The organism is Mesorhizobium sp. M0491 (genome assembly GCF_040321265.1).
In the GTDB taxonomy this organism is placed as follows: Bacteria; Pseudomonadota; Alphaproteobacteria; order Rhizobiales; family Rhizobiaceae; genus Mesorhizobium.
Map to the genome: position 1 here is coordinate 56,633 of NZ_JAMYRE010000004.1, position 22,353 is coordinate 78,985.

16 protein-coding genes and 3 pseudogenes are annotated in these 22,353 nt (G+C 62.0%); 6 read left to right on the top strand and 13 right to left on the bottom strand.

Features of this window, described 5'->3' with window-relative positions:
- Window positions 1-71 precede the first annotated feature (71 nt).
- The 3 genes from NKI69_RS05975 to ggt all read left to right on the top strand — a co-directional run bounded on the left by NKI69_RS05975 (window position 72) and on the right by ggt (window position 5,516).
- Window positions 72-2,174 carry a bifunctional rhamnulose-1-phosphate aldolase/short-chain dehydrogenase gene (locus NKI69_RS05975; protein WP_023813910.1) on the top strand — a complete coding sequence of 701 codons (2,103 nt, stop codon included), beginning with the start codon at window positions 72-74 and terminating at the stop codon, window positions 2,172-2,174.
- 12 nt (window positions 2,175-2,186) lie between these two features.
- Window positions 2,187-3,476: an L-rhamnose catabolism isomerase gene (gene rhaI, locus NKI69_RS05980; RefSeq protein WP_023813911.1), complete on the top strand. Its 1,290-nt coding sequence runs from the start codon at window positions 2,187-2,189 to the stop codon at window positions 3,474-3,476.
- 300 nt (window positions 3,477-3,776) lie between these two features.
- On the top strand, window positions 3,777-5,516 hold the full coding sequence (ggt, locus tag NKI69_RS05985; RefSeq protein ID WP_023813912.1) for a gamma-glutamyltransferase: 1,740 nt from the start codon (window positions 3,777-3,779) through the stop codon (window positions 5,514-5,516).
- An 86-nt stretch (window positions 5,517-5,602) separates the two neighbouring features.
- On the opposite strand, the gene NKI69_RS05990 is transcribed toward ggt, so the two are convergent.
- A complete protein-coding gene (locus NKI69_RS05990) occupies window positions 5,603-5,857 on the bottom strand; it encodes a hypothetical protein (RefSeq protein ID WP_031213787.1) in 255 nt (84 codons plus the stop codon).
- A 606-nt stretch (window positions 5,858-6,463) separates the two neighbouring features.
- On the opposite strand from NKI69_RS05990, the gene NKI69_RS05995 reads away from it, so the two are divergent.
- The 3 genes from NKI69_RS05995 to NKI69_RS06005 are packed head-to-tail and all read left to right on the top strand — an operon-like array spanning window position 6,464 to window position 10,283.
- Window positions 6,464-7,339: an ABC transporter substrate-binding protein gene (locus tag NKI69_RS05995; protein WP_023813914.1), complete on the top strand. Its 876-nt coding sequence runs from the start codon at window positions 6,464-6,466 to the stop codon at window positions 7,337-7,339.
- A complete protein-coding gene (gene fhuB / locus NKI69_RS06000) occupies window positions 7,332-9,383 on the top strand; it encodes a Fe(3+)-hydroxamate ABC transporter permease FhuB (protein WP_352720440.1) in 2,052 nt (683 codons plus the stop codon). Before NKI69_RS05995 ends, fhuB begins: the two co-directional genes overlap by 8 nt.
- 24 nt (window positions 9,384-9,407) lie before the next feature.
- Window positions 9,408-10,283 (top strand): alpha/beta hydrolase, encoded by an 876-nt coding sequence (locus tag NKI69_RS06005; protein ID WP_352720442.1) that lies wholly within the window; start codon window positions 9,408-9,410, stop codon window positions 10,281-10,283.
- On the opposite strand, the gene NKI69_RS06010 is transcribed toward NKI69_RS06005, so the two are convergent.
- The 12 genes and pseudogenes from NKI69_RS06010 to nodS all read right to left on the bottom strand — a co-directional run bounded on the left by NKI69_RS06010 (window position 10,280) and on the right by nodS (window position 22,330).
- Window positions 10,280-11,389: a DUF4432 family protein gene (locus NKI69_RS06010; protein ID WP_155930618.1), complete on the bottom strand. Its 1,110-nt coding sequence runs from the start codon at window positions 11,387-11,389 to the stop codon at window positions 10,280-10,282. The two genes, NKI69_RS06005 and NKI69_RS06010, sit on opposite strands and share 4 nt — an antisense overlap.
- Window positions 11,390-11,564: 175 nt before the next feature.
- Window positions 11,565-12,002, bottom strand: coding sequence for a hypothetical protein (locus NKI69_RS06015; RefSeq protein ID WP_023813918.1), 438 nt, complete (start codon window positions 12,000-12,002; stop codon window positions 11,565-11,567).
- 274 nt (window positions 12,003-12,276) lie between these two features.
- The gene (locus NKI69_RS06020) at window positions 12,277-13,590 is read right to left on the bottom strand and encodes an HlyD family type I secretion periplasmic adaptor subunit (protein WP_352720444.1); all 1,314 of its coding nucleotides are present in this window, start codon (window positions 13,588-13,590) and stop codon (window positions 12,277-12,279) included.
- On the bottom strand, window positions 13,565-15,355 hold the full coding sequence (locus NKI69_RS06025) for a type I secretion system permease/ATPase (RefSeq protein WP_502900150.1): 1,791 nt from the start codon (window positions 15,353-15,355) through the stop codon (window positions 13,565-13,567). Before NKI69_RS06025 ends, NKI69_RS06020 begins: the two co-directional genes overlap by 26 nt.
- Before the next feature lie 382 nt (window positions 15,356-15,737).
- Window positions 15,738-16,538 (bottom strand): calcium-binding protein, encoded by an 801-nt coding sequence (locus NKI69_RS06030; RefSeq protein ID WP_352632591.1) that lies wholly within the window; start codon window positions 16,536-16,538, stop codon window positions 15,738-15,740.
- Window positions 16,539-17,260: 722 nt separating this feature from the next.
- Window positions 17,261-17,773: pseudogene (locus NKI69_RS06035) on the bottom strand (beta-barrel domain-containing protein); the annotation flags it as partial.
- Window positions 17,774-18,385: 612 nt separating this feature from the next.
- Window positions 18,386-18,647, bottom strand: a pseudogene (locus tag NKI69_RS06040) (hypothetical protein); the annotation flags it as partial.
- Between the two features lie 30 nt (window positions 18,648-18,677).
- Window positions 18,678-19,628 (bottom strand): LysR family transcriptional regulator, encoded by a 951-nt coding sequence (locus tag NKI69_RS06045; protein WP_352675657.1) that lies wholly within the window; start codon window positions 19,626-19,628, stop codon window positions 18,678-18,680.
- A gap of 66 nt (window positions 19,629-19,694) precedes the next feature.
- On the bottom strand, window positions 19,695-20,483 hold the full coding sequence (locus tag NKI69_RS06050) for an ABC transporter permease (protein WP_352720448.1): 789 nt from the start codon (window positions 20,481-20,483) through the stop codon (window positions 19,695-19,697).
- Window positions 20,484-20,486: 3 nt separating this feature from the next.
- Window positions 20,487-21,398 carry a nodulation factor ABC transporter ATP-binding protein NodI gene (nodI, locus tag NKI69_RS06055; protein ID WP_023766916.1) on the bottom strand — a complete coding sequence of 304 codons (912 nt, stop codon included), beginning with the start codon at window positions 21,396-21,398 and terminating at the stop codon, window positions 20,487-20,489.
- 43 nt (window positions 21,399-21,441) lie between these two features.
- A pseudogene (locus NKI69_RS06060) lies at window positions 21,442-21,687 on the bottom strand (carbamoyltransferase N-terminal domain-containing protein); the annotation flags it as partial.
- 34 nt (window positions 21,688-21,721) lie between these two features.
- A complete protein-coding gene (gene nodS / locus NKI69_RS06065; RefSeq protein ID WP_352632222.1) occupies window positions 21,722-22,330 on the bottom strand; it encodes a nodulation methyltransferase NodS in 609 nt (202 codons plus the stop codon).
- Between the last annotated feature and the right edge of the window lie 23 nt (window positions 22,331-22,353).

Below are 22,353 nucleotides of genomic sequence, written 5' to 3' on the forward strand. Positions count from 1 at the left end.
CAAGCCGGCTGCTTCCGTGGAAATTCGAACCAAATGGCCGCGCCTTTTGCGTGCCTTCGGGAGGATTTCTTATGCTCGACAAGCGCACCGGCGCGCGCCTCGCCAATCTGTGGGACGAAGCCAAGGCTCACGCTATGAGCGGGCCGGAACTTCTGGTCTACCGCTCGAACACACTTGGTTCCGACAAGCGCGTCACCAACTATGGCGGCGGCAACACCTCCTCGAAGATATGGCAGAGAGACCCGCTCACCGGCGAGGATGTCGAAGTGCTTTGGGTCAAGGGCTCGGGCGGCGACAGCGCCTCGATCAAGCTGGACGGCTTTGCCACGCTCTACATGGACAAGCTGCGCGCGCTCAAAGGCCTCTATCGCGGCGTCGAGCACGAAGATGAAATGGTCGGCTTCCTGCCCCACTGCACCTTCAACCTCAATCCGCGCGCGGCCTCTATCGACACGCCGTTGCATGCCTACGTGCCGAAGCCTTTTGTCGACCACATGCATCCCGATGCCATCATCGCCATTGCCGCCGCCAAGGATTCGAAGGCGCTGACGAAAGAAATCTTCGGCGACGCCATCGGCTGGCTGCCGTGGAAGCGTCCCGGGTTCGAGCTTGGTCTTTGGCTGGAGAAATTCTGCCTCGAACACCCCGATGCCAAGGGCGTCATCCTCGAAAGCCACGGCCTGTTCACATGGGGCGACACTCCCCGGGAATGCTACGAGACGACGATCTCGGTGATCAACCAGGCGATCGAATGGTTCGAGCGCCGCTCCGAGGGTGTCGCTATCTTCGGCGGTGAGGAGGTCAAGGCACTCGACGCCACCGAGCGCCGTGCCATCGCGGCCAAACTGATGCCGAGGATTCGCGGCCTGATCTCGGAAAAGAGCCACAAAACAGGCCATTTCGATGATTCCGCCGCCGTGCTCGAATTTGTGAATTCCAGGGATCTGCGCCCGCTGGCGGCACTCGGCACGTCGTGCCCCGACCATTTCCTGCGCACCAAGATCCGCCCCCTGGTCATCGAATTCGATCCGGCCAAGCCCGATGTCGATGCGGTGATTGCGCGGCTTGCCGACGACATCGCAGCCTATCGCGTCGGCTACCAGGCCTATTACGAGGGCTGCAAGCATCCGGATTCGCCCGCCATCCGCGATCCCAATGCCGTGGTCTACCTGATGCCCGGCGTCGGCATGTTCACCTTCGCCGGCGACAAGGCGACGGCGCGCATTTCGGGCGAATTCTATGTCAACGCCATCAACGTCATGCGCGGCGCCTCCACCGTCTCGTCCTATGTCGGGCTGCCCGCACAGGAAGCCTTCGACATCGAATACTGGTTGCTCGAGGACCTGAAGCTGCAGCGCATGCCGAAGCCGAAGTCGCTTGCCGGCCAGATCGCGCTGGTCACCGGCGGCGCCGGCGGCATCGGCCGCGCCACGGCCAACCGCCTGCTGCGCGAAGGCGCCTGCGTCGTGCTGGCCGATATCGACGAGACAGCGCTGGCCGGCGCCAATGACGAACTGGCGAAAGTCTACGGCAAGGATTTCGTCCGCCCGGTGTTGATCAACGTCACCTCGGAGGATCAGGTCATTTCGGGCTTTGCCGAGACGGCGGTCGAGTTCGGCGGCATCGACATTCTGGTGTCGAACGCAGGGCTGGCCTCCTCGGCGCCGATCGAGGAGACGACGCTGGCGCTGTGGAACAAGAACATGGACATATTGTCGACCGGTTATTTCCTGGTCTCGCGGGAAGCGTTCCGGCTGTTCCGCGCGCAGAAGATTGGCGGCAACGTCGTCTTCGTCGCCTCCAAGAACGGCCTTGCCGCATCGCCCAACGCTGCCGCCTATTGCACCGCCAAGGCCGCCGAGATCCATCTCGCCCGCTGTCTGGCGCTGGAGGGCGCGGAGGCGCAGATCAGGGTCAATGTCGTCAACCCGGACGCGGTGCTTCGCGGCTCGAAGATCTGGACCGGCGAGTGGAAGGAACAGCGCGCCGCCGCCTACAAGATGTCGACCGACGATCTGGAGGAGCACTACCGCTCGCGTTCGATGCTGAAGCGCTCGGTCTTCCCGGAAGACATCGCAGAGGCGATCTATTTCTTCGCCTCCGACATGTCGGCCAAGTCGACCGGCAACATCATCAATGTCGACGCGGGCAACGCCCAGTCGTTCACGCGCTGAGCGGAGGGGACGATGGAACACATCATCTCCGCCGACCTCGTCGACAAGGACAACGCCGCGCGCAAGGCCGACCTCGAACGCGACTACGCCTCGCTCGGCGAACGCCTCGACCGTCGCGGCATCGCCATCGACGCCATCCGCGACAAGGTCGAGAAATTCGCGGTGGCGATCCCGTCCTGGGGTGTCGGCACCGGCGGCACGCGCTTTGCCCGCTTTCCCGGCGCCGGCGAGCCGCGCGACATCTTCGACAAGATCGAGGATTGCGCCGTCATCCAGCAATTGACGCAGGCGACGCCGACCGTCTCCCTGCATATTCCGTGGGACAAGGCCGACCCGAACCGGCTGAAGCAGGCGGCTTCGCGCTTTGGCCTCGGCTTCGACGCCATGAATTCCAACACTTTTTCCGATGCAAAGGACCAAGCGCTTTCCTACAAATTCGGCTCGCTGTCGCATGCCGATGCCGGCACGCGCCGGCAAGCGGTCGAGCACAATCTCGAATGTATCGAGATCGGCAAGACGCTCGGCTCCAAGGCGCTGACGGTGTGGATCGGCGACGGTTCGAACTTTCCCGGCCAGATCAATTTCGCCAGGGCGTTCGAGCGCTATCTCGACGCCATGAAGGAGATCTATGCCGGACTGCCCGCCGACTGGAAGCTGTTTTCCGAGCACAAGATGTACGAGCCGGCCTTCTACTCCACCGTCGTGCAGGACTGGGGCACCAACTACATGATCGCGCAGGAGTTGGGCGACAAGGCGTTCTGTCTGGTCGACCTCGGCCACCATGCCCCCAACGTCAACATCGAGATGATCGTCTCGCGGCTGATCCAGTTCAAGAAGCTTGGCGGCTTCCACTTCAACGACTCGAAATATGGCGACGACGATCTCGATGCCGGTTCGATCGACCCCTACCGGCTGTTCCTCGTCTTCAACGAACTGGTCGATGCCGAACTTTCCGGCGCCGAGGGTTTCGACCCCGCCCACATGCTCGACCAGAGCCACAACGTCACCGATCCGATCGAAAGCCTGATGCTGTCGGCGGTCGAGGTGCAGCGCGCCTATGCGCAGGCGCTGCTCGTCGACCGCAAGGCGCTGGAAGGTTTTCAGGACTTGAACGACGCGCTGATGGCGACGCAGACGCTGAAAGCCGCCTACCGCACCGATGTCGAGCCGATCCTCGCCATGGCGCGGCTGAAGGCGGGTGGCGCCATCGACCCGGTCGCTGCGTATCGTGCGGCGGGCTACCGGGCGAAAGTCGCGGCCGAACGGCCGGCGGTCGCCGGCGGTTCAGGGGGAATCGTGTAGCCCATAATTCGACGTTTCCGTCGATCCGACAGAGGCGAGGACAGCACTTGAGCACCCCCCCTCTGTCCTGCCGGACATCTCCCCCGCAAGGGGGGAGATTGGCCGCTTCATCGGCAGCGCTCTTCCTGCAACGTCGGAGATTGGCGAAAGCAGAGACAACAACCGATCTCCCCCCTTGCGGGGGAGATGTCCGGCAGGACAGAGGGGGGTGTGAAGGATCGCCACCCGTTATTATTGGCTAGACTAACCCACCCCAAGAGGCTCTTCTAGGCGCACCCCTCACGCTCCCGGAGGCACGCCATGCCGCTCACCCGCAGAACACTGATCGCCGCCAGTCTTTCCATCACCTTTGCCCTGGCGCCGTTGACGAGCGCCTTTGCCGCTTCCCCGCAACCGGCCAAGGGCGAGCACGGCATGGTGGTGACGGCCCAGCATCTGGCGTCCGAAGTCGGCATCGACGTCTTGAAGAAGGGCGGCAATGCTGTCGATGCGGCGGTTGCCGTCGGCTATGCGCTCGCGGTCGTCTACCCCAATGCCGGCAATATCGGCGGCGGCGGCTTCATGACCATCCGCTTCAAGGACGGCAAATCGACCTTTCTCGATTTCCGCGAGCGGGCGCCGCTGGCGGCGACAAAAACCATGTATCTCGACAAGGACGGCAACCCGGTGAAGGGGGCCAGTCTCGACGGCTATCTTGCGGTCGGCGTGCCGGGTTCGGTGGCCGGTCTGGAACTGGCCCGTGAAAAATACGGCAAATTGTCCCGCCAGGATCTGATGGCGCCGGCAATCGGCTATGCCAAGGACGGCTTCATCCTCAACCAAGGCGACGCCACCTCGTTTGCCGGCAGTGCCGACAGGCTGGCGAAGGACCCCGCGGCCGCCGCCATATTCCTGAAACCCGACGGCAAGCCCTATGGCATCGGCGAGCGGCTGGTCCAGCCCGACCTCGCGGCCTCGCTCGCCGCCATTTCCGAAAAAGGTCCGGATGCCTTCTACAAAGGTGCCATCGCCGACGCCATCGTCAAGGCGAGCGGCGCCAAAGGCGGCATTCTCGCCAAACCGGATTTCGAGCAATATGCGGTGCGCGAACTCAAGCCCGTGACCTGCACCTATCGCGGCTACGAGATCACCTCCTCGCCGCCGCCCAGCTCCGGCGGCGTCATCATCTGCGAAATCCTCAACGTTCTGGAGGGCTATCCCTTATCCTACCTCGGTGCCGGTTCTGCCGAGACGATCCACGTCATGATCGAGGCGATGCGCTACGCCTATGTCGACCGCAATTCCGCGCTCGGCGATCCCGATTTCGTCGACAATCCGGTCTCGAAATTGCTTGATAAGGCCTATGCCAAGGATATCCGCGACAAGATCGACCCGTTCCGGGCCGGCGTGTCGCAGGAACTGATGCCGAAGGGCTTTGGCGAGAGCAAGGAGACGACGCATTATTCGATCATCGACGATGACGGCAACGCGGTCGCGGTCACCTACACGCTGAACGGGTCCTTCGGCGCCGGCGTCGTTGCCGACGGCACCGGCATCCTGCTCAACAACGAGATGGACGATTTCACCCAGAAGCCCGGCGTGCCCAACCTCTATGGCCTGGTCCAGGGCGAGGCCAACGCCATCCAGTCGAAGAAGACGCCGCTGTCGTCGATGAGCCCGACCGTGGTGGCCAAGGACGGCAAGCCGTTCATGGTCATCGGCAGCCCGGGTGGTTCGCGCATCATCACCATCACGCTGGAAGCGATCGTCAATGTCATCGACCACGGCATGAACATCCAGGAGGCGATCGACGCGCCTCGCATCCACCATCAATGGCTGCCCGACAAGGTTTATGTCGAGCCGTTCGGCCTGTCGCCGGACACAGAAAAGCTGCTGGCCGGCATGGGATATCACCTCGATCTCGCTGACCAGACCTGGGGGCAGGCGGCCGGCATCCTGGTCGGCGGCAAGAGCCTGGCGGAAATCGAGAAGGGCGGCGGCGCGCGCTACAACGGCGCCATCGACAGCCGCGCGGCCTCTGGCGAGGCGCTCGGATACTGACAGCTCGGAGGAAAAGCTTGGTGCCGCGCGGCGATTCGGGTTGATCGCCCGCTGCTCAAGTGGATCGGCTCACACCGATTTGACCGTCACAAGACCAGCGTGAGGGTGGACGCAACCAGCATCAAGGCGGCAATGCCGACGAACAGCGCATAGATACGCGGCCGGTCGAGCAGCAGCGCGTTTCCGGATATCCAGGCGGACGTGGCGCCGCCAAGCGCGAAGAGGAAGCCGTTGCGGTGCCCGAAGACCATCGATGCGGCCATCAGCCCGCCAATGATCAGCGCACCGAACACGATGATCACGGCAACGGCATATCTCTCGAAATCATTGCCGCTACCCATGCTCGGGCCGATTGCGTTCAACGTCGGCAGGTCGTCCGGATCGAAGGGGTTCGTCGACCCGTATTCGTCTTGACCGGCAGGCTCTCGCATCATTCGTTCTCCGTATAGCGGCAACAAATCATCAAGCCTTGCCGAGTGCAACCCGATCGCGCTGCCTTGATGCGTTCGACCGGTCCTTGACGTCTTCAGGCGGCGGCTTGCTGCCGGCTTTTTTGGTTCGTTCCTTGGCCGTCTTTGGTCTCTCAGGCAATCAGGAAACGGCTGCCCAAAGGCGACCGTGGCTTCGTCTATCATGGAATGCCTTCGTGGAGGAAAAATGATGCGAGGCGCGGATTGGGCTTCGCGGGCCGTGATTTTTTGGCGGCCACATCGCACAGCGCTGTTGTACGGGCGAATCGCCTTGCGGCCAAGCGGCGGCTGCGCCTGGCATGCGGTTGCGTAAAAGTTGACTTGTCAGGCCATCAAAATGTTGACTATTAAACTCATGTTTCATAGTCAACCGGGCAGTGGTCACTGGAGACCGTATCCCGAAAACCAGGGCACGCCGCATTGCAGAGAGACCGAGAGCCCCAGTCGAGAGCCGCGTCCGATCACTTGCGCAGCCGAATGACCCGGCGCCAGGCGCTCGGGCTTTTCACGCTGCCGTTCGCCGGCATGGGGTTCTCCACGGCTGAAGCCCGTCCGTTGCGCATAGTCTGCCTGGATGACGGGTTGACCGAGACCTTGCTCATGCTCGGCGTCAGCCCGGTCGCCATTGCCGATCGGGAGGTCTGGGAGAAATGGGTGGTCGAGCCGCGGCTGCCGCCTGACATCGCCGATGTCGGCACGCTGCTCGAGCCCAATCTTGAATTCCTGCAGCAGCTCAGGCCCGACATCATCCTGTCCATGCCATATCTCGACGGCATCAAGCCGCTGCTCGAACGCGTGGCTCCGGTGACGACGATCGGTCTCTACACCGAAGCCGGGCAGCCCTATCAGCGCGCCGTCGAGGCGACGCGCCAGCTTGCAGGGCTTGTCGGCAAGGAAAGCGAAGGCGAAGCGCTGATCGCGGCGGCAGACGCGTATTTTACGGAGATTCGCCAGCAACTGGCGCCGCTGTCGGCACGGCCGATCTATGTCGTCGGCTTCCTGGACCCCCGCAATGTGCGCGTCTACGGCGCAAAGAGCCTGTTTCAGGAGGTGTTCGACCGCATCGGGCTCAGCAACGCGTGGACGGCGGAGACCAATTACTGGGGGTTTTCGACCGTCGGTATCGACGGGCTGGCAACATCCAGCGATGCGCGCCTCGCCTATCTCGAACCCTTGCCTGAGGGCGCTGGCGGCACGCTGACCGAAAGTCCGGTCTGGAACGCCATGCCCTTCGTGCGCAACCACTCGATCATGCGCCTTCCTGCCGTCCTGATGTTTGGCGCGCTTCCATCCGCGCGCCGTTTTGCTCGGGTCCTGGCGTCGGCGATGACCGCGGAGGCCGCCCGTGGCTGAGGATGCTGCGGCCATTGCCCAAGGGGAAAAGCATGCATCTGCCGGCCGGGCCTCCGCGTGGAGCTTTTTCAGCAATCAGCCGGTAGGCGCGATCCTGCTTTGCGTGATGTTGGTCGTGGCGGCGATCGCGGCAACCGTCTCGAACCTCACCGTGCAGCTGCCATCGGCGCTTTGGCTCCAATCGCTCGCCGCCCCCGACATTGATGATATGCGGCAGGTGCTCGTCCACTACGCCTTCCTGCCCAGGCTTGCCGTCAGCCTTTTATGCGGTGCGGCGCTCGGGCTTGCCGGAACCGTCCTGCAGCAGGTTCTGCGCAACCCGCTCGCCTCGCCCGAAACGGTCGGTGTCTCGGCCGGCGCCTATCTGGCGCTGGCACTAGCAACGCTTCTGTCACCGTCGCTGCTTGCCTTTGGCCGCGAATGGGTGGCGCTGGGCGGCGCATTCGTTGCCCTTGCCGCCGTCATCGCTCTGTCCTGGCACAAAGGCCTGTCACCGCTTTCGGTCGTGCTGGCGGGGCTTGTCGTCAGTCTCTATGCCGGCGCTATCGGCGCTGCCCTCATTGTGCTGCGGCATGAATGGTTGGCCGGCCTGTTCATCTGGGGCGCCGGTTCGCTGGGCCAGCAGGACTGGTCGACGACACTGTGGCTGTTGCCACGCATCGGCGGCGCGGCACTGGCGATCTTCCTCATGGTGCGGCCGCTGGCCCTGCTTGGTCTCGACGATGAAGGCGCGCGCAGCCTCGGCGTGCCGCTCGGCGCCTATCGCTTCGCAGGACTGGCGGCCGCGGTCGCCCTGATCGCGTTTGTCGTTGCCGCTGTCGGAGTCATCGGTTTCGTCGGCCTGGCCGCGGCGACGCTCGCGCGCATCGGCGGTGCCCGGCGGCTGGGCCAACAACTGGTGATGGCGCCGCTGATCGGCGGGGCGCTGTTGTGGACAGCCGACCAGGCCGTACAGATCGCCACTGGACCGCAAGGCGACCTGCTGCCGACCGGAGCGATCACAGCACTTCTCGGCGCGCCGCTGCTTCTCTGGCTGCTGCCACGCCTTGCGCTTGGCTCGGAAGCCCCGACCTTGATGGCCGCGCGCCTGCCGCGCGCAAGCAAGCCCGGCCTTGTGCTGGCGGCGATCGGCCTGGCCCTGCTTCTGCTGCTCGGGCTGGCCCTGCTCTATGGACCGGGTCCGCATGGCTGGACCCTCGCCTTCGGCGACCAGTTGCAGCCTTTGCTGTCGTGGCGGTGGCCTCGCGTGCTTGCCGCGCTGAGCGCCGGGGCGATGCTGGCGCTTGCCGGGCTGATGATGCAGCGGCTGACCGGCAATCCGATGGCCAGCCCCGAAGTGCTGGGCGTCAGCGCCGGTGCCGCCCTTGGCATGATGGTGGCGCTGTTCGCGCTCTCCGATGCCGGACGTCCGGTTCAGACGGCGGCGGCAACCATCGGCGCCTTCGCCGCTTTGCTGGTGACGCTGGCGATCGGCCGCCGTGCCGCCTATGCGCCGGAGCGGCTGCTGCTCGCAGGCGTTGCCCTGACGGCCTTGTTCGACGCGCTGATCCTGGTGCTCACCGCCACCGGCGATCCGCGTGCCATGCTGCTGCTCAACTGGCTGACCGGCTCGACCTATGGCGTCGATGTCGGCGACGCCTTGCTCACCGGTGGCATCGCCGTCTGCCTCTTTGCGCTCGCGCCTTTCTTCATGCGCTGGCTCGACATCCTGCCGCTCGGCCCCGCCGCCGTGCGGGGCCTTGGCATTGACCTGAAGAGGACGCGGCTTTTCGTGCTGCTGGTGGTCGCGGCACTCACCGCAGCCTCGACCCTGATCGTCGGTCCGCTGACCTTCATCGGCCTGATGGCGCCGCACCTTGCCCGTCGCCTTGGCCTGTCCCGTGCGCTGCCGCAGGCCATTGGCGCGGTGCTCGCCGGCGCGCTGATCATGGTCGCCGCCGACTGGGTGGGCCGCACCGCCATCTTCCCGCGCCAGATCCCGGCCGGTCTCGTCGCCACGCTGATCGGCGGCCCGGTACTGATGTGGCTGCTGCGCCGCCGCTGACCTTTAGCCCTTGTGGAGATATCGATGTCCACGTCGATGCCAGCCTTGATCGCCGACACGACGGTCCACGATCTTGTTCCGGCGCAGGGCGGCGCCCCCTGGCGGATATTCCTGCATGTGCCGTCCGGGCCGGTGCCAGAAGCCGGCTGGCCGGTCCTCTACATGACCGACGGCAATGCAGTCATCGGCACGGCGGTCGACGCCATGCGCGCGCAGGCCTTCTATCCAACGGGCACCAATGTCGGCTGGGGCGTCATCGTCGCCATTGGCTATCCCGTCGAGGGCGCCTACGACCCGTTGCGCCGCTCATGGGACCTCGGCCCGCCGCCGGGCAAGACCTATCCGCCCTTTTACGAGGGCACGCCCGAAGTCCGGACGGGTGGGGCAGCGGAATTCCTTGCCTTCATCGAAGACGAGCTGAAGCCATGGGTCGCCGGTCGGGTCACGGTCGACACAAGCCGCCAGGCGCTTTATGGCCATTCTTTCGGTGGTCTGTTTGCGCTCTATGCCCTGTTCACGCGGCCTTCTGCCTTCCAGACCTGGATCGCGGCGAGCCCCGCCCTCTATTGGGAAGAGCGTGCCATCGACCGCTTTCTCGAAACCTTCGAGGCCGCCGTTCCCGCTGGTTTGGCGGCGACCATGATCCTGTCGGCCGGCGAGTACGAGACCGAGAAGCTGGCGCCGTTCCAGATTGGCGCCGAGGACGAGGAAAAGCGCCTGCGGCAGAAGAAGGTGACACATACCGACGAATTCGCGCGGGCAATGGCGCAGCGGCTTGATGCTCTCCCGGGCGTGCGCGCGCGCTTCGAGCTGCACGCCGGCGAGAACCACATGTCGATCCTGCCGGTCACGGTCAATCGCGCGGTTCAGGCAGCGTTTGCGGTCAGGGCTTGCGACTAACGGCCTTCACCTCTCAACGCTGCGATGGCTTGTTGCCGTTGTGCGGCTGCGTCCGCGTCCATAGCGCCAAAACGCAGGGCACAGCGGAATTTTTCCCCGGGTACGACGCGAACCAGGCGGCCTCTTTCCTTGGCCGCAAGATAGCCGTCTGGTTCGGCGGTGGCCGGCAGCACGAGGCCAAGTGCGTCCTGGTCGGCGCCGCGCGTGATCCAGCGGACGGCATAATTGAGCTCGTCGGGGCGAAAGCTGACGAAATCCGCCGTACGGTCCGGATGGACCTGCAAGGCGTGCGCCCAGCCCTGGAGGTCCGCCTTAGCCCTCATCGTCAGCACGAGTTCTGGGTCGATCGGCTCGCCCTTGGTCAGCAGGCGATGCCGCGAAGGATCGGCGACAACGGCATCGCGGTAAGCAAGGTAGCTTTCGCTCGGTGTGAAAAAGGGCGGCAGCGTCTGGCGCACGACAATGTCCGCGGAATCATCCGCTACGGTGTCGACCAGGCGCCCGCCGTCGGCCGGCTTGAAATTGATGTGCGCCAGGTACATCAACTCCATGGCCGAGCGTTTCAGGTTCTCGATCACGATGTCGACTGCGACGCTGCTGGCATCGAGTTGCAGCCGTACGGTCGGCTCCATCACATAGTCATGGCTGAAAGCGACGGTCTGTCGGCAGCGCCCCGTCAGCGCCATGAAGGGTCCTTCGGAATTGCTGCCGGCGATCAGTTGCACGTCCTGATAAGGCGCATTGGGCAGATCGCCGTGAAGCGGGTGACGATCATCCGGGCCCGGATTTCCCATTGCGGTAGCGCCGCAGTGAATGAAGAACGCGCCGTAGTTGGAAAGATAGTCCCGGGTCGCGACCGGCTCATCGAACATCGAGCGCATGGTCAGGGAGCGGCCGAGGAAGGTCACGTCCCAGATCTGCTGTCCTTGGAACGGCAGCATGACGATTTCGCCCTTCGCGTTGCTGATCCGAAGCCCGGCAACGCCGGATCGATAGCGAAAGGCGGTGGCGACAAGCCCGCGATAGCGCGCGACGATGGTTTCCGACGGGCCGAACTGCTCGGGCACGAGGTCGACGAAGACGTGATCGGAGTGGTCCAGATGCATTGTTTCGACCTCTATCTTCCGCAAGTGTGCGTGCCGATAGTCGCAGGAAACATCTGGAAATCAACGGCAGCACGCCTCACAGCTTCTGCCAGGACGGCTGGTGGAAAAGTCTCTTCGCACCCTCCTGGGAGAGCGCTCGAAACTGCAAGCTTGCCAGGCAATATCCCGCGATTGCCTATCCGCGAGCCGGCGGCAGCTCGAACAAAGTGGCGCCATTCTCCCGGCCGCGCTCGACATAGCCGATGACGCCAAACCATCTTGCGACATCCGGCCCCTGCAGCCAGCTGCGCGAGTGGATGGCGAGGTTGCCGGCGAGCGCCTGGATGTGCCGGATATGCCGCTTGCAGAAGCGAACGGTCGCGGCACGGAAGAAGTCCTCCCGTGCGGCGAACAGCGTGTCGGCGGCGTCGCTGTTCTCATGCCAGGCGATGATCGCCACGGCCTTGTCGCCCTCGACAAGCGCGTGCGCGCGGCCCTCTTTCAAATTCATCATCAGATTGTCGTAGGCGATCTTGCTGTCCTTGCCGGCCGCCACGTATTCGTCCGACATCCGCTTGGACAGACCACGAAAGACATCCTCCAGATCCCCAAGCGTTGCTGCGCGTGCTCTCATTTCACCTCCTGCAGCCCCGGCAGGCAGTTTGCCCTAGGGTTGAGGGGTGGCCAAGCAAATTAAATCCTTCGGCGGGCCAATGTGCGCAAAGTGATTTCACTTGGCGATGCTGGCGGCGACGCGATGGGGTGTGTCCAGAACGGACCTTGGGAAAATGGTGCCCAGAGGCGGAATCCAAGTGAGGAAAGTATGCCAGTACTTTCAGGATGTTACTACCCACGTAGCCTGCGAACAACCAACATAAATACCAACAATATACTTCTGTGGATTACTTTCATTCCTCGTGGAATGCCCGACTGATTTGGTCCGACAGCGGCTTCACAAAATAGGAAAGCGCCGTACGCTCGCCCGTCTGGACCATCGCTTCGGCCGGCATGCCGGGCACGAGCGTCAGGTCCTTGAGCTTCGTCAGTTCCGCATGCGGAACCGATAGACGCACCAGGTAATACGAAATGCCGTTTTTTTCGTCCGTCGCCAGATCGGCTGCGATCCGGCTGACATATCCGTTCAATTCCGGCGTGGTTCTCAGATTGAAGGCTGACATCCGCAGCACGGCCTTGTGACCAAGCTGGATTTGGTCGATGTCCTTCGGGGTGATCCGTACTTCCAGCGCAAGATCGTCGCCTTCCGGCACGATTAGCATGATCGGATCGGCGGGCGTAATCACTCCGCCGACCGTATGAACTGCGAGTTGTTGAATGGTGCCTGACTGCGGCGCGACGATATCGATCCGTCGCAGTTCCTGTTCAGCCGCCACCTTGCGCTCACCATACTCCCCGATCTGCGCCTGAACCTCTCTGAGCTCCTGGCCGACTTCGGTCTTGAAATCCTGATCGATCTGCGGGATCTGCAGGCGCGTTTCGGCTATGCGGGCTGCTGTCTGTGCCTGATGTGCGATCTTCTCACCGCGTTCGCCACCGAAAGTGGCAACCTGGATCTTCAGGCTGTTCAACCGTTGGTCCGAGACAATGCCTTGGTCGCGCAGCCCACTCAGAACAGCAATTTCCTTAAGGAGAACCTCGATCCTTTTTTCACAGGCAATTTCCTGCGCCTCGAATCCTTCGATCTCGTGGTGATATTGAGTAATGTGTTCCGCCAGTTGCGCCTGCTTTCCGTCGCGGGATTGTCTGCGGAATTCGAACAGCAGCGTCTCGCTATGTATTGCCGAAGCTACGTCCGGAACATCTCTTCGGACGAGCAGCCAGTCCGGGAAGGCGATCTCCGCGAGATCGTCACGTTCAGCATCGAGTCTTGCCTGGTAGGCGGCGAGCTCATCGAGCCGCTTGGTGACTATGGCGAGATTGGCGCGCGTCTGGGTGGCATCGAGCCGCATGAGGATGTCGCCGGCTTTCACTTTATCGCCTTCGCGCACCAGGATTTCTCCCACCACCCCGCCGGTCGGGTGCTGCACCTTCTTGACATAGGAATCGACGACAAAGTGTCCGGACGCGACAACCGCACCGGAGAGATTCGTGAAGGCCGCCCAGGCTCCGGCTCCTCCCACAAAGATTACGCTCGCCAGAAGGCCCGCCACCAGGTGGCGGCGAATGGAGCTGGAAACGTCATTGTTCTGATGAATGCCGGACACCGGGATCCTCCATGTCAGGGCGCTCTCCCACATGATCCTGTGTAGATTCGATGGCCTTGACGCCAGCGCCTCGTGCCATCGCTGTCCCCTTCAGGACTTTGGAAAGTGCTTCATCACGCGCACCGAATGCTCGCTGCCGTCCACCTTCCATCACCAACACCAAATCCACGGCGCGGATGGCGCTCGGCCGATGGGCGACGACAACCGCAATGCCCTTGCGCTCGCGCACGGAGGCGATCGCCTTAACGACCGCAGCCTCGCCTTCCGCATCGAGATTGGCATTGGGTTCATCCAGCACAACAAGGAAAGGGTCTCGATAAAGAGCACGGGCAAGACCGATACGCTGGCGCTGCCCGGCGGAAAGTGCCGATCCGGCCTCACCGATCGGAGTTTCGTAGCCGTGCTCAAATCGGAGGATCAGTTCGTGCGTGCCCGCTGCTTTCGCCGCGGCGACAATAGCCTCAGGGTCAGGATTATCTTCAAAACGAGCAATGTTTTCGGCAATGGTGCCGTCGAACAGTTCAACACCTTGCGGCAGATAGCCGATATGACGGCCTAGTGCTTCCCGGTCCCATTGATCGAGGCTTGCGCTGTCGATGCGAACCTTTCCGGCGACCGGCGCCCATGCGCCGACGATGGCGCGCGAGAGTGTCGACTTGCCCGAGCCCGATGCACCGATGATCCCGAGTGCGCTTCCCGCCTGAATGGCAAACGCAAGGCCGGTCACGGTCGGCTTCCTTTCGCCGGGCGGAACGATTGTCACGCTTTCGAGGCGCAGTTCGCGTTCAGGTGCAGGCATTGGCATAACAGGAGCGGATTCAGGAACCTTTTCCAAGAGGTCCTCCAGCCGCGCCCAACCCTGGCGCGCCATGAGGAAAGGTTTCCAGCTTGAAATGGCCAGATCGACCGGAGCCAGCGCACGCCCCATCATGATCGAACTGGCAATCATAACCCCGGCCGTAGCCTCCTGTCTGATGACAAGGTACGCGCCGACGGCAAGAATGGCCGATTGCAGCAGCACGCGCAGCGATTTTGAAATGGCACCCAGCCCACCTGCCACGTCCCCAGCTTTCCGGTTGGCGGCCAGACACTTGGCATTGGCCTTTTGCCATCGGGCAGCGATCCGCTTTCCAAGGCCGAGAGCTTGCACGACCTCGGCATTGCAACGCGCTGCTTGCAGCAGACCATTGCGTGCCATGTTGTGGGCAACGGTATCGCTTATCGGCCGTTGCGAGAGAGTGTTGGCAAGGAGTGTCAGAGATGTGAGGCCGACCGCCCCGATAAGTGCCGTCATGCCGATCCAGAAATGAAGGAGGAAGCAAATGCCAAGATAAAACAGCATCCATGGCAGATCGAAGAACGCTGTCGGACCGTTTCCACCCAAGAAGCCGCGAACATTGTCGAGATCGCGAAGCGGCTGCAAGCCGTCGCCCGGCATGCGCGTTGAAAGCGGAAGGCGAACGATCGCATCGTGAACGCGTCCGGAAAACTCTCCATCGAAACGCTCGCCAATCCGCAGCAGCACGCGGGCGCGCAAAATGTCGAGCAGGCATTGGAACGCATAAAGCCCCGCAGCAAGCACGACGAGCCCCACCAGCGTCGATACGCTGCCACTTGCCAGAACGCGGTCATAGACCTGAAGCATGAACAGCGGCGAGATCAGCGCAAGCACGTTGACCGCGCCGCTGATCAACACAACGCCCCAAATAGCGGAACTCAGAGGGAAAGGTCTCAAAGCTGAATCCTTCAAGGAATGCCTTCTCACGTAAGTTCCGGAGGCTGGCGACTCAGCCCCATATTGCTCCCCGACCGGCGACCGACTGCATCCGCTCGCTGGTTCAGGATCAGTGCTCCCGCCGAATATGTTTGGTCCCGGCATTTAATGGAGCGGGTCAACAAACCGTCCGGCTGAAGGTTTGGAAGGGCAACGTCATCGTGGCCGGCCGCAAGGGCCCGGACAGGCTTCCGCCTCCACACTTTCAGGAGATTTCGGTGCACGACCAGCGCGACGCGCAGGGCTTCGTCAAGCTATCCACGCTGCAACTGCTCCCGGGCGCCCCTCGGCCGCCCCGGCCCATGGCAAGTAGCGGAAACGGGAAAGCGCCCGCCCAGGGGGGCGGGGCGCGGTTCCGTATCGGTTTTCTGGATCAAACGAAGGTGAAGTCCGACGCGGTCAGGCCTAGGTCGGCCACGGTGACCACACCGCCCAGGTGGGCGAACTCGTGCGCGCTGCCGTCGGCGGTGACATAGGCCAGAGTTGCGACTCTATCGGTGTAGCTGCTTTGGTAGACAATGATGTCGCCGGCGTGCTCGCCGGAGATCGCACGCGCTGCCTCATTAGCAGAGTTGAAAGATTCGCCAGTGATTACCACGACATGTTCGCCGTTCGCACCCGAGGCCGCGCCACTGTAGAAGCTGCTCACCGGGTAGCCGGACTGTATACTGGCGTTGTTGACGAAGTTCGCGCCAAAACCGTCGTTGTAGAGGCCCACCGCATCGAAGGCGAACTTGTCCTCCGCCGGGTTGAAATCGGTGATAGTGGTAATGTCCGGCTTCGACCCGACACTCGGATCGACCCCAGGCACCGGATTGTGGAACTGGAACACGAACGTGTCATTGTCGGTGCCCCCGGTCAACGTATCCTGGCCGTCACCCACGTAGAGGACATCCTGGCCGGGACCGCCGCTGAGCCTGTCATTGTCCTCACCGGAGATGCGCGCGTTGAAGCGGCCGTTGTCGCCGGAGAGATCGTCCCAGCCATCTCCGCCGAAGATGCGGTCGTTACCCTCGCCGCCAAGGGCTCGGTCACTGCCCGGGCCAGCCGAGATCTCGTCGTTGCCGCCACGACCGTCAATCCAGTCACCGCCCTGGAAACCCTCCATCCAATCTTCACCCTTGGTGCCGAGGAGTGTTTCGGCATCCGGGCTACCCTTGATAATGTTTGCCATCGAAAAATACTCCTGATGATGCACCCTGCCTGACGCGTTCATATTGCTCATCGGGTAATTAGAGAAATCGATTGCTTGGATAGACACACATTTACGAAATGGATGCATTCACGTTCACTTCGCCCTTCCGCTGAGCAGTAGCGGGCTCGCAGGCGGCGGGGACGCGCCCAGACGATCGACCCGAACATTCACACTCAAGCGGACGAGGAAAACTTGGTAACCGGCCGCCCTGGTTGGGCCCAAATCTCTCTCTGTTTGCTCGACGCCGGCATACCCGCACCGTAAGCGCTGGACGTGGACAAGTTCCGGTGGCGGCGGGTACGGCGCGGCCTCAGCGATGAATGGGGGCCGGAGACGGTTCCTTCCCCGACACGCATGCTGCTACCGCGCAACAAGGGGAGGGCAATTTGCCGCCAATGGCCTCGTGATAGCGCCTTTCGCCGACAGGCTGTCGAAGTTGACGAAGCCGAGCTGAAACGACAACTGACGGGTCCTCACAGCTGCGTTACGCATTCGCTCACCGTCAAGCCGGCCTCGGAAGAACAGGCATAGGGCTGTGTTGCCGAGTATCTCGCCAGCACTGCCCATTGCGAGCAATGGAACATTAGGGAGCGCGTTCGCGCGAGCCGCGAGTTCAAGGATCTCGGAACGACAGCTTCCGCACGTCGGCCGCACGGGCTCTACGCGACGCGGCCTACGCCAAGCTAATAGAATTACTTTCATTACTCGTGGAATGCCCGACTGATTTGGTCCGACAGCGGCTTCACAAAATAGGAAAGCGCCGTACGCTCGCCCGTCTGGACCATCGCTTCGGCCGGCATGCCGGGCACGAGCGTCAGGTCCTTGAGCTTCGTCAGTTCCGCATGCGGAACCGATAGACGCACCAGGTAATACGAAATGCCGTTTTTTTCGTCCGTCGCCAGATCGGCTGCGATCCGGCTGACATATCCGTTCAATTCCGGCGTGGTTCTCAGATTGAAGGCTGACATCCGCAGCACGGCCTTGTGACCAAGCTGGATTTGGTCGATGTCCTTCGGGGTGATCCGTACTTCCAGCGCAAGATCGTCGCCTTCCGGCACGATTAGCATGATCGGATCGGCGGGCGTAATCACTCCGCCGACCGTATGAACTGCGAGTTGTTGAATGGTGCCTGACTGCGGCGCGACGATATCGATCCGTCGCAGTTCCTGTTCAGCCGCCACCTTGCGCTCACCATACTCCCCGACCTGCGCCTCGCTGGACGAGGACAAGTTCCGCTGGCCGCGGGTGGAGAACGGCGTGATCCGGCTTGCCGCGCCCAACTGATGGCGCTCGTCGAAGGCATGGACTGGCGCGCTTAAGCCGAACGGAGACGGCGTCCGACGTTGGCCGGATAGGCCGTGGCGAAGTGACTCAGGCGCAAAAGGCGGGCCTCTGGCCGTGCAAAATAAGCTTTTGTCGGCGTCATGAAGAGAAGCGCTTTGGCCCGTCTCCACGAAATCGTTCCGCTCAAGGCGATATTCGTCCCCATGGCGGCGGAGAAGGCCGAACTGCAACAACTCCGGAGCGAACACTCAAGGCCGAGATCGTCCGGATGGCGACACTCAACGAGCGTGCCCAGGAGAGGCTCGCCGACCTTCAGGGATCGTCAAGCAGCTGGAGCGCGGCGCTTCGGTCGCAGCTCCGAGAAGCTCGAACGTGCCCAGCAGGCCTTCGCCTTCGAATCCAGACCGGGCTCGGCGCGATTGAGTCCGAACTCGAGGCCGCAAGGCCGCAAGACCGACAGGCGAGCCGCGACGTGCTGCGCGACCGCGCAAGGCGTTCCCGGTGCATCTGGAGCGGGTCGAGATCGTCATCCGGCTCGACCCATGGGGGAAGAAGCGCTCCCGCAGCCAATCGTCCAGTCCGTCAAACGCCGTCGGCCGCACGGGCTTGCGAAACGGAACAGTCCCGCCCTCGCTTAGATGCCGATGCATGGTGTTGCGCGCGCACCCGAATTCCTTCGCCCGTCGGTTCCCCGCCAACCTCATGCCGCCGCAGCATCGCTGCCACCTCTTCAGGCTGAAGGATCTGCTCTCCCTGCATCGTTCTCGACAATGCAGGAATCGCCCAATCCCAATCGCCATCCATGCCTCCTCTCATAACCGAGGGGTCAGTTTCTCAATTCGGCCGACAACTGAGACGTCCGGTGCTCTTAGGCAGGGCAATCATACGAGATGCCTCCTGCAACATCATTTCCCGCATCCATAGGCTTGCCGGATCATTATTGTGAAGCGCAGGCCATTGGATGGCCTCCGTGAATGCGGCAGGAAGTGGCGGCGGAAGTTCGACAATCCGCAAGGGTGTTAATTTCGCGAAATGCTGCGCCAGCCGCAACGGCATGGTCCCGATGCGGCTGGTGCCTGATAGAAGGGGCGGGATCATGCTAAAGGCGTGTACGACGACCTCGATACGTCTCTCGAAACCGTTCTCGAGCAAATACCATTCCTCGATGGAGGGCTGCCGGGTGTCCCCGAATTTAAGCACAACCTGCCCCATCGACAAGTATCGGTCGAATGTAAGTGGCTCTGACAGCTGCTTGTTCGTGCCGCAGCCTACGCATACGAGCATATCTTCGAACAGGGCTGCGCGAGGATGTTTCGACATGAACACTTCCGGCATAATCAGAAAATCAACGTCGCCGCGCCGGAGAAGCTCCTCGGGGTCGTCGGAAATAGGCAGACATTCGAAGCGGACGGCGGGAGCTTCCCGCGCAGCACGCTTTACGATCTTCTTAAAAAATACGAGTGTGAGGTAATCGGAAAGGATGATGCGGAAGCGACGATCCGATCCGACCGGGTTAAAGGGGTCCCAGGAAATAATCGACAGCTGGATGTGCAGCAATGCCTCCCGGACTGCTGTGGCGAGCCCCTCCGCGCGCGGTGTCAAAATGAGTTCGCGGCCGTTCATCGTAAATAGCTCATCGCTGAAATAGGCGCGTAACCGACCGACGGCGGCGCTCATGGCCGGCTGACTCAGGTTAATACTGCGAGCTGCGGCGGTGACTTTACGCTCCCTGATCAAAGCGTCCAGCACAACGAGGAGATTTAGATCGAGTCCCTTAAAACGCATGCATTGACCTATCCGACCCGTGGATGGGTATCGCCCAAACAATCAATTTCACGAATGGTGAGAGCGTCAACGCATCAGCCGACGACGAAACAGAGCAACCGATAGGAAGAACGGGAAAACCGTGTATATGCAAAGCGCGCCGATATGCAGGCCCATGCTGCCGGCCGGACGGCCAAGCATCGCCGGACGAATGAGGTCAATTGCATGTGCGAGGGGCAACAAGGAGGCGACGTCCTGAAAAGCGCCGGGCAATTGGTTGACCGGAAACATCGCGCCGCAAAGGAAGAGCATGGGTGTTATAACAAGGGTATTATAAAATATGAAATATTCATAACTGGGCGCAAGCGCCGTGACGACCATCGCTAGACTCGCGAAGGCGAGGCCACTGAGAGCGATGACTGGCAGCAAGCAGAGGATGGATGGCCACGATGCGTAGCCTAGCGTGGTCGCAACAATAGTGATTGCTGTGCCCGCCATCAGGGCCTTGGTGGCTGCCCAGGCCAATTCGCCGAGTAAGATATCGCCGAGCGTCAGCTGAGTGCATAGCATTCCTTCCCAGGTGCGCTGGTCGCCCATGCGGCCGAAACTCCCGTAAACCGTTTCAGCGGTCGCCGATGCCATCGCGCTTGTGGCAACCATGCCAGCCGCGAGAAACGCAATGTACGAAGTGCCCTCAACAGGACCTATCATTGTTCCGATTCCAAAGCCGAGACCGAACAGATAGATCATCGGATCGGCGAGGTTGCCGAGCACCGATGCAAGCCCGATTTTCTTCCATCCAAGATAGTTGCGGCGCCAAACCGCGACCCAATTCCACGCATTGGCGGGCATGCCCGCCGCATAACGTTCGCCCATTGTTCAGTCCTCCATCTCGCGCCCGGTTAGCCGCAAAAACACATCCTCGAGATTGGGAGGACGCTGCAGAAGGCGTAGACCCGCGCGCCCGCGTAGCTGCGCCAGCACCTGCTCCGGATCGGGTGCATAGCAAAAAAGCGTCTCACCGCTCACCTCAATGCGCTGTGCGTACGGCCGGATCAGCGCACCCAGTTCATGCGGATTGCCGCCGTAGACCTCGACCACGTCACAGCCGATCTGCTCGTCAATGAGTGCGGACGGGCGGCCTTCGGCGATCTTGCGCCCCTCCTCCATAACGCACAGCCGATCGCACAGCCGCTCGGCCTCTTCCATGAAATGGGTAGTCAAAAGAATAGTCTTGCCCCGCGCCAGCAGCGATCGCAGCCGTTCCCAGATCAGGTGGCGGGCCTGCGGATCGAGGCCGGTGGTCGGCTCGTCCATCACCAGCAAGTGCGGGTCATTGATCAGCGCACGCGCGAGCGTCAGGCGCCGCTTCATGCCGCCGGACAGTTCGGCGACGCGCGCATCCGCTTTGTTCTCGAGGCGGGCGAACTCAAGCAGCGATGGTATGACCGCATCGATCTGGCGTCTGCTCATCCGGAAGTAGCGCCCGAACACCAACAGGTTCTCGCGTACAGTGAACGTGGTATCAAGATTGTCGAACTGCGGGACCACGCCGATGCGCATACGTGCCAAACGCGCGCGCGCCGGCACTGGAACGCCGAGCACAGTAATCTTCCCCGCATCGGGCGATGTCATGCCGAGGACCATACGCGCAATCGTGCTTTTGCCCGCGCCGTTCGGTCCCAAGAGCCCGAAGCATTCCCCCGCCGCAACGCGGAACGACAGTCTGTCGACAACGAGCTTGTCATAAGTTTTGCTTACGTCAGTAAGATCGATCGCTACCATGGACATGGGTTCATTTTACCGAGAGGGACGCCAAGACTGGCGGTTGCTTGGTTGCCTGCCGGACCTGAAACTGTGACTCGTCTTCGCCATCCCAGCCGTCGATAACGAACTGATCGACGTCACAAGGATTTAGCCCCTGTTCCGGTAAAGCGGCGACAATTGCGTAGAGATTATCGATGGCTTGGTAACGCGGATCGTTGTGCCGCTTTTCCTGGTCAACGCAGAAGACGAGCCGTCCATCCTCGACCAGGGCGATCGCCCCATCATGGGTCAGCTTGATACCAAAGATGCGCATAGTGTCTCCAGGTTAACGGCGATAGATTCGATCATCAGGAAGCGGAAAGCGGGTTTCGGAAACGGACGAGCAAGCAGTCTTCGTTGACCGACTCGCCCCGACACTCAAGACGCTCTACCTCGATCAACGTTTCGTTCAGCATGGCGATGACCGGCTCAGCACCAGCGGCGTGACCCCAGCGACGGCAATTAGCATCCCTTGCCGATCCGAAGATCAGATGCCCGCCAGGCGCAAGCACCCGCACCAGGTTTTTGACGGCCGCGCGCATCTCGGCTATGTTTTCGAGATAGTAGAGGACCTCCGCCACAACGATCAGGTCAAACAACTCGTCGGTCGAAAACTGTTGAACATCGGAGACTATCCAGTTGATCCGCGACGGCTCGTTTATCCGTTGACGTGCTCGAGCAATCGCTTGCGCCACGACATCGATGACGGTGAGCCCTTGGCAGTAGGGGGCTAGTTTTTCCGTGAATGCGCCGGCAGCGCACCCGACTTCGAGGGCATTTGAAATGGAGCCTTGGGCAAGCGCCAGCTGGAGCATTTGCGTGTGGCGCTTCCGCTCGAACGGATTGCCGTCGAGAAGCCACGGATCGTCTGCGGCCAATTCCCGATCAAGCAACTGATGATTCACGTTCTGGGTCAAACTCGTGCACCTCTCGTCCACTA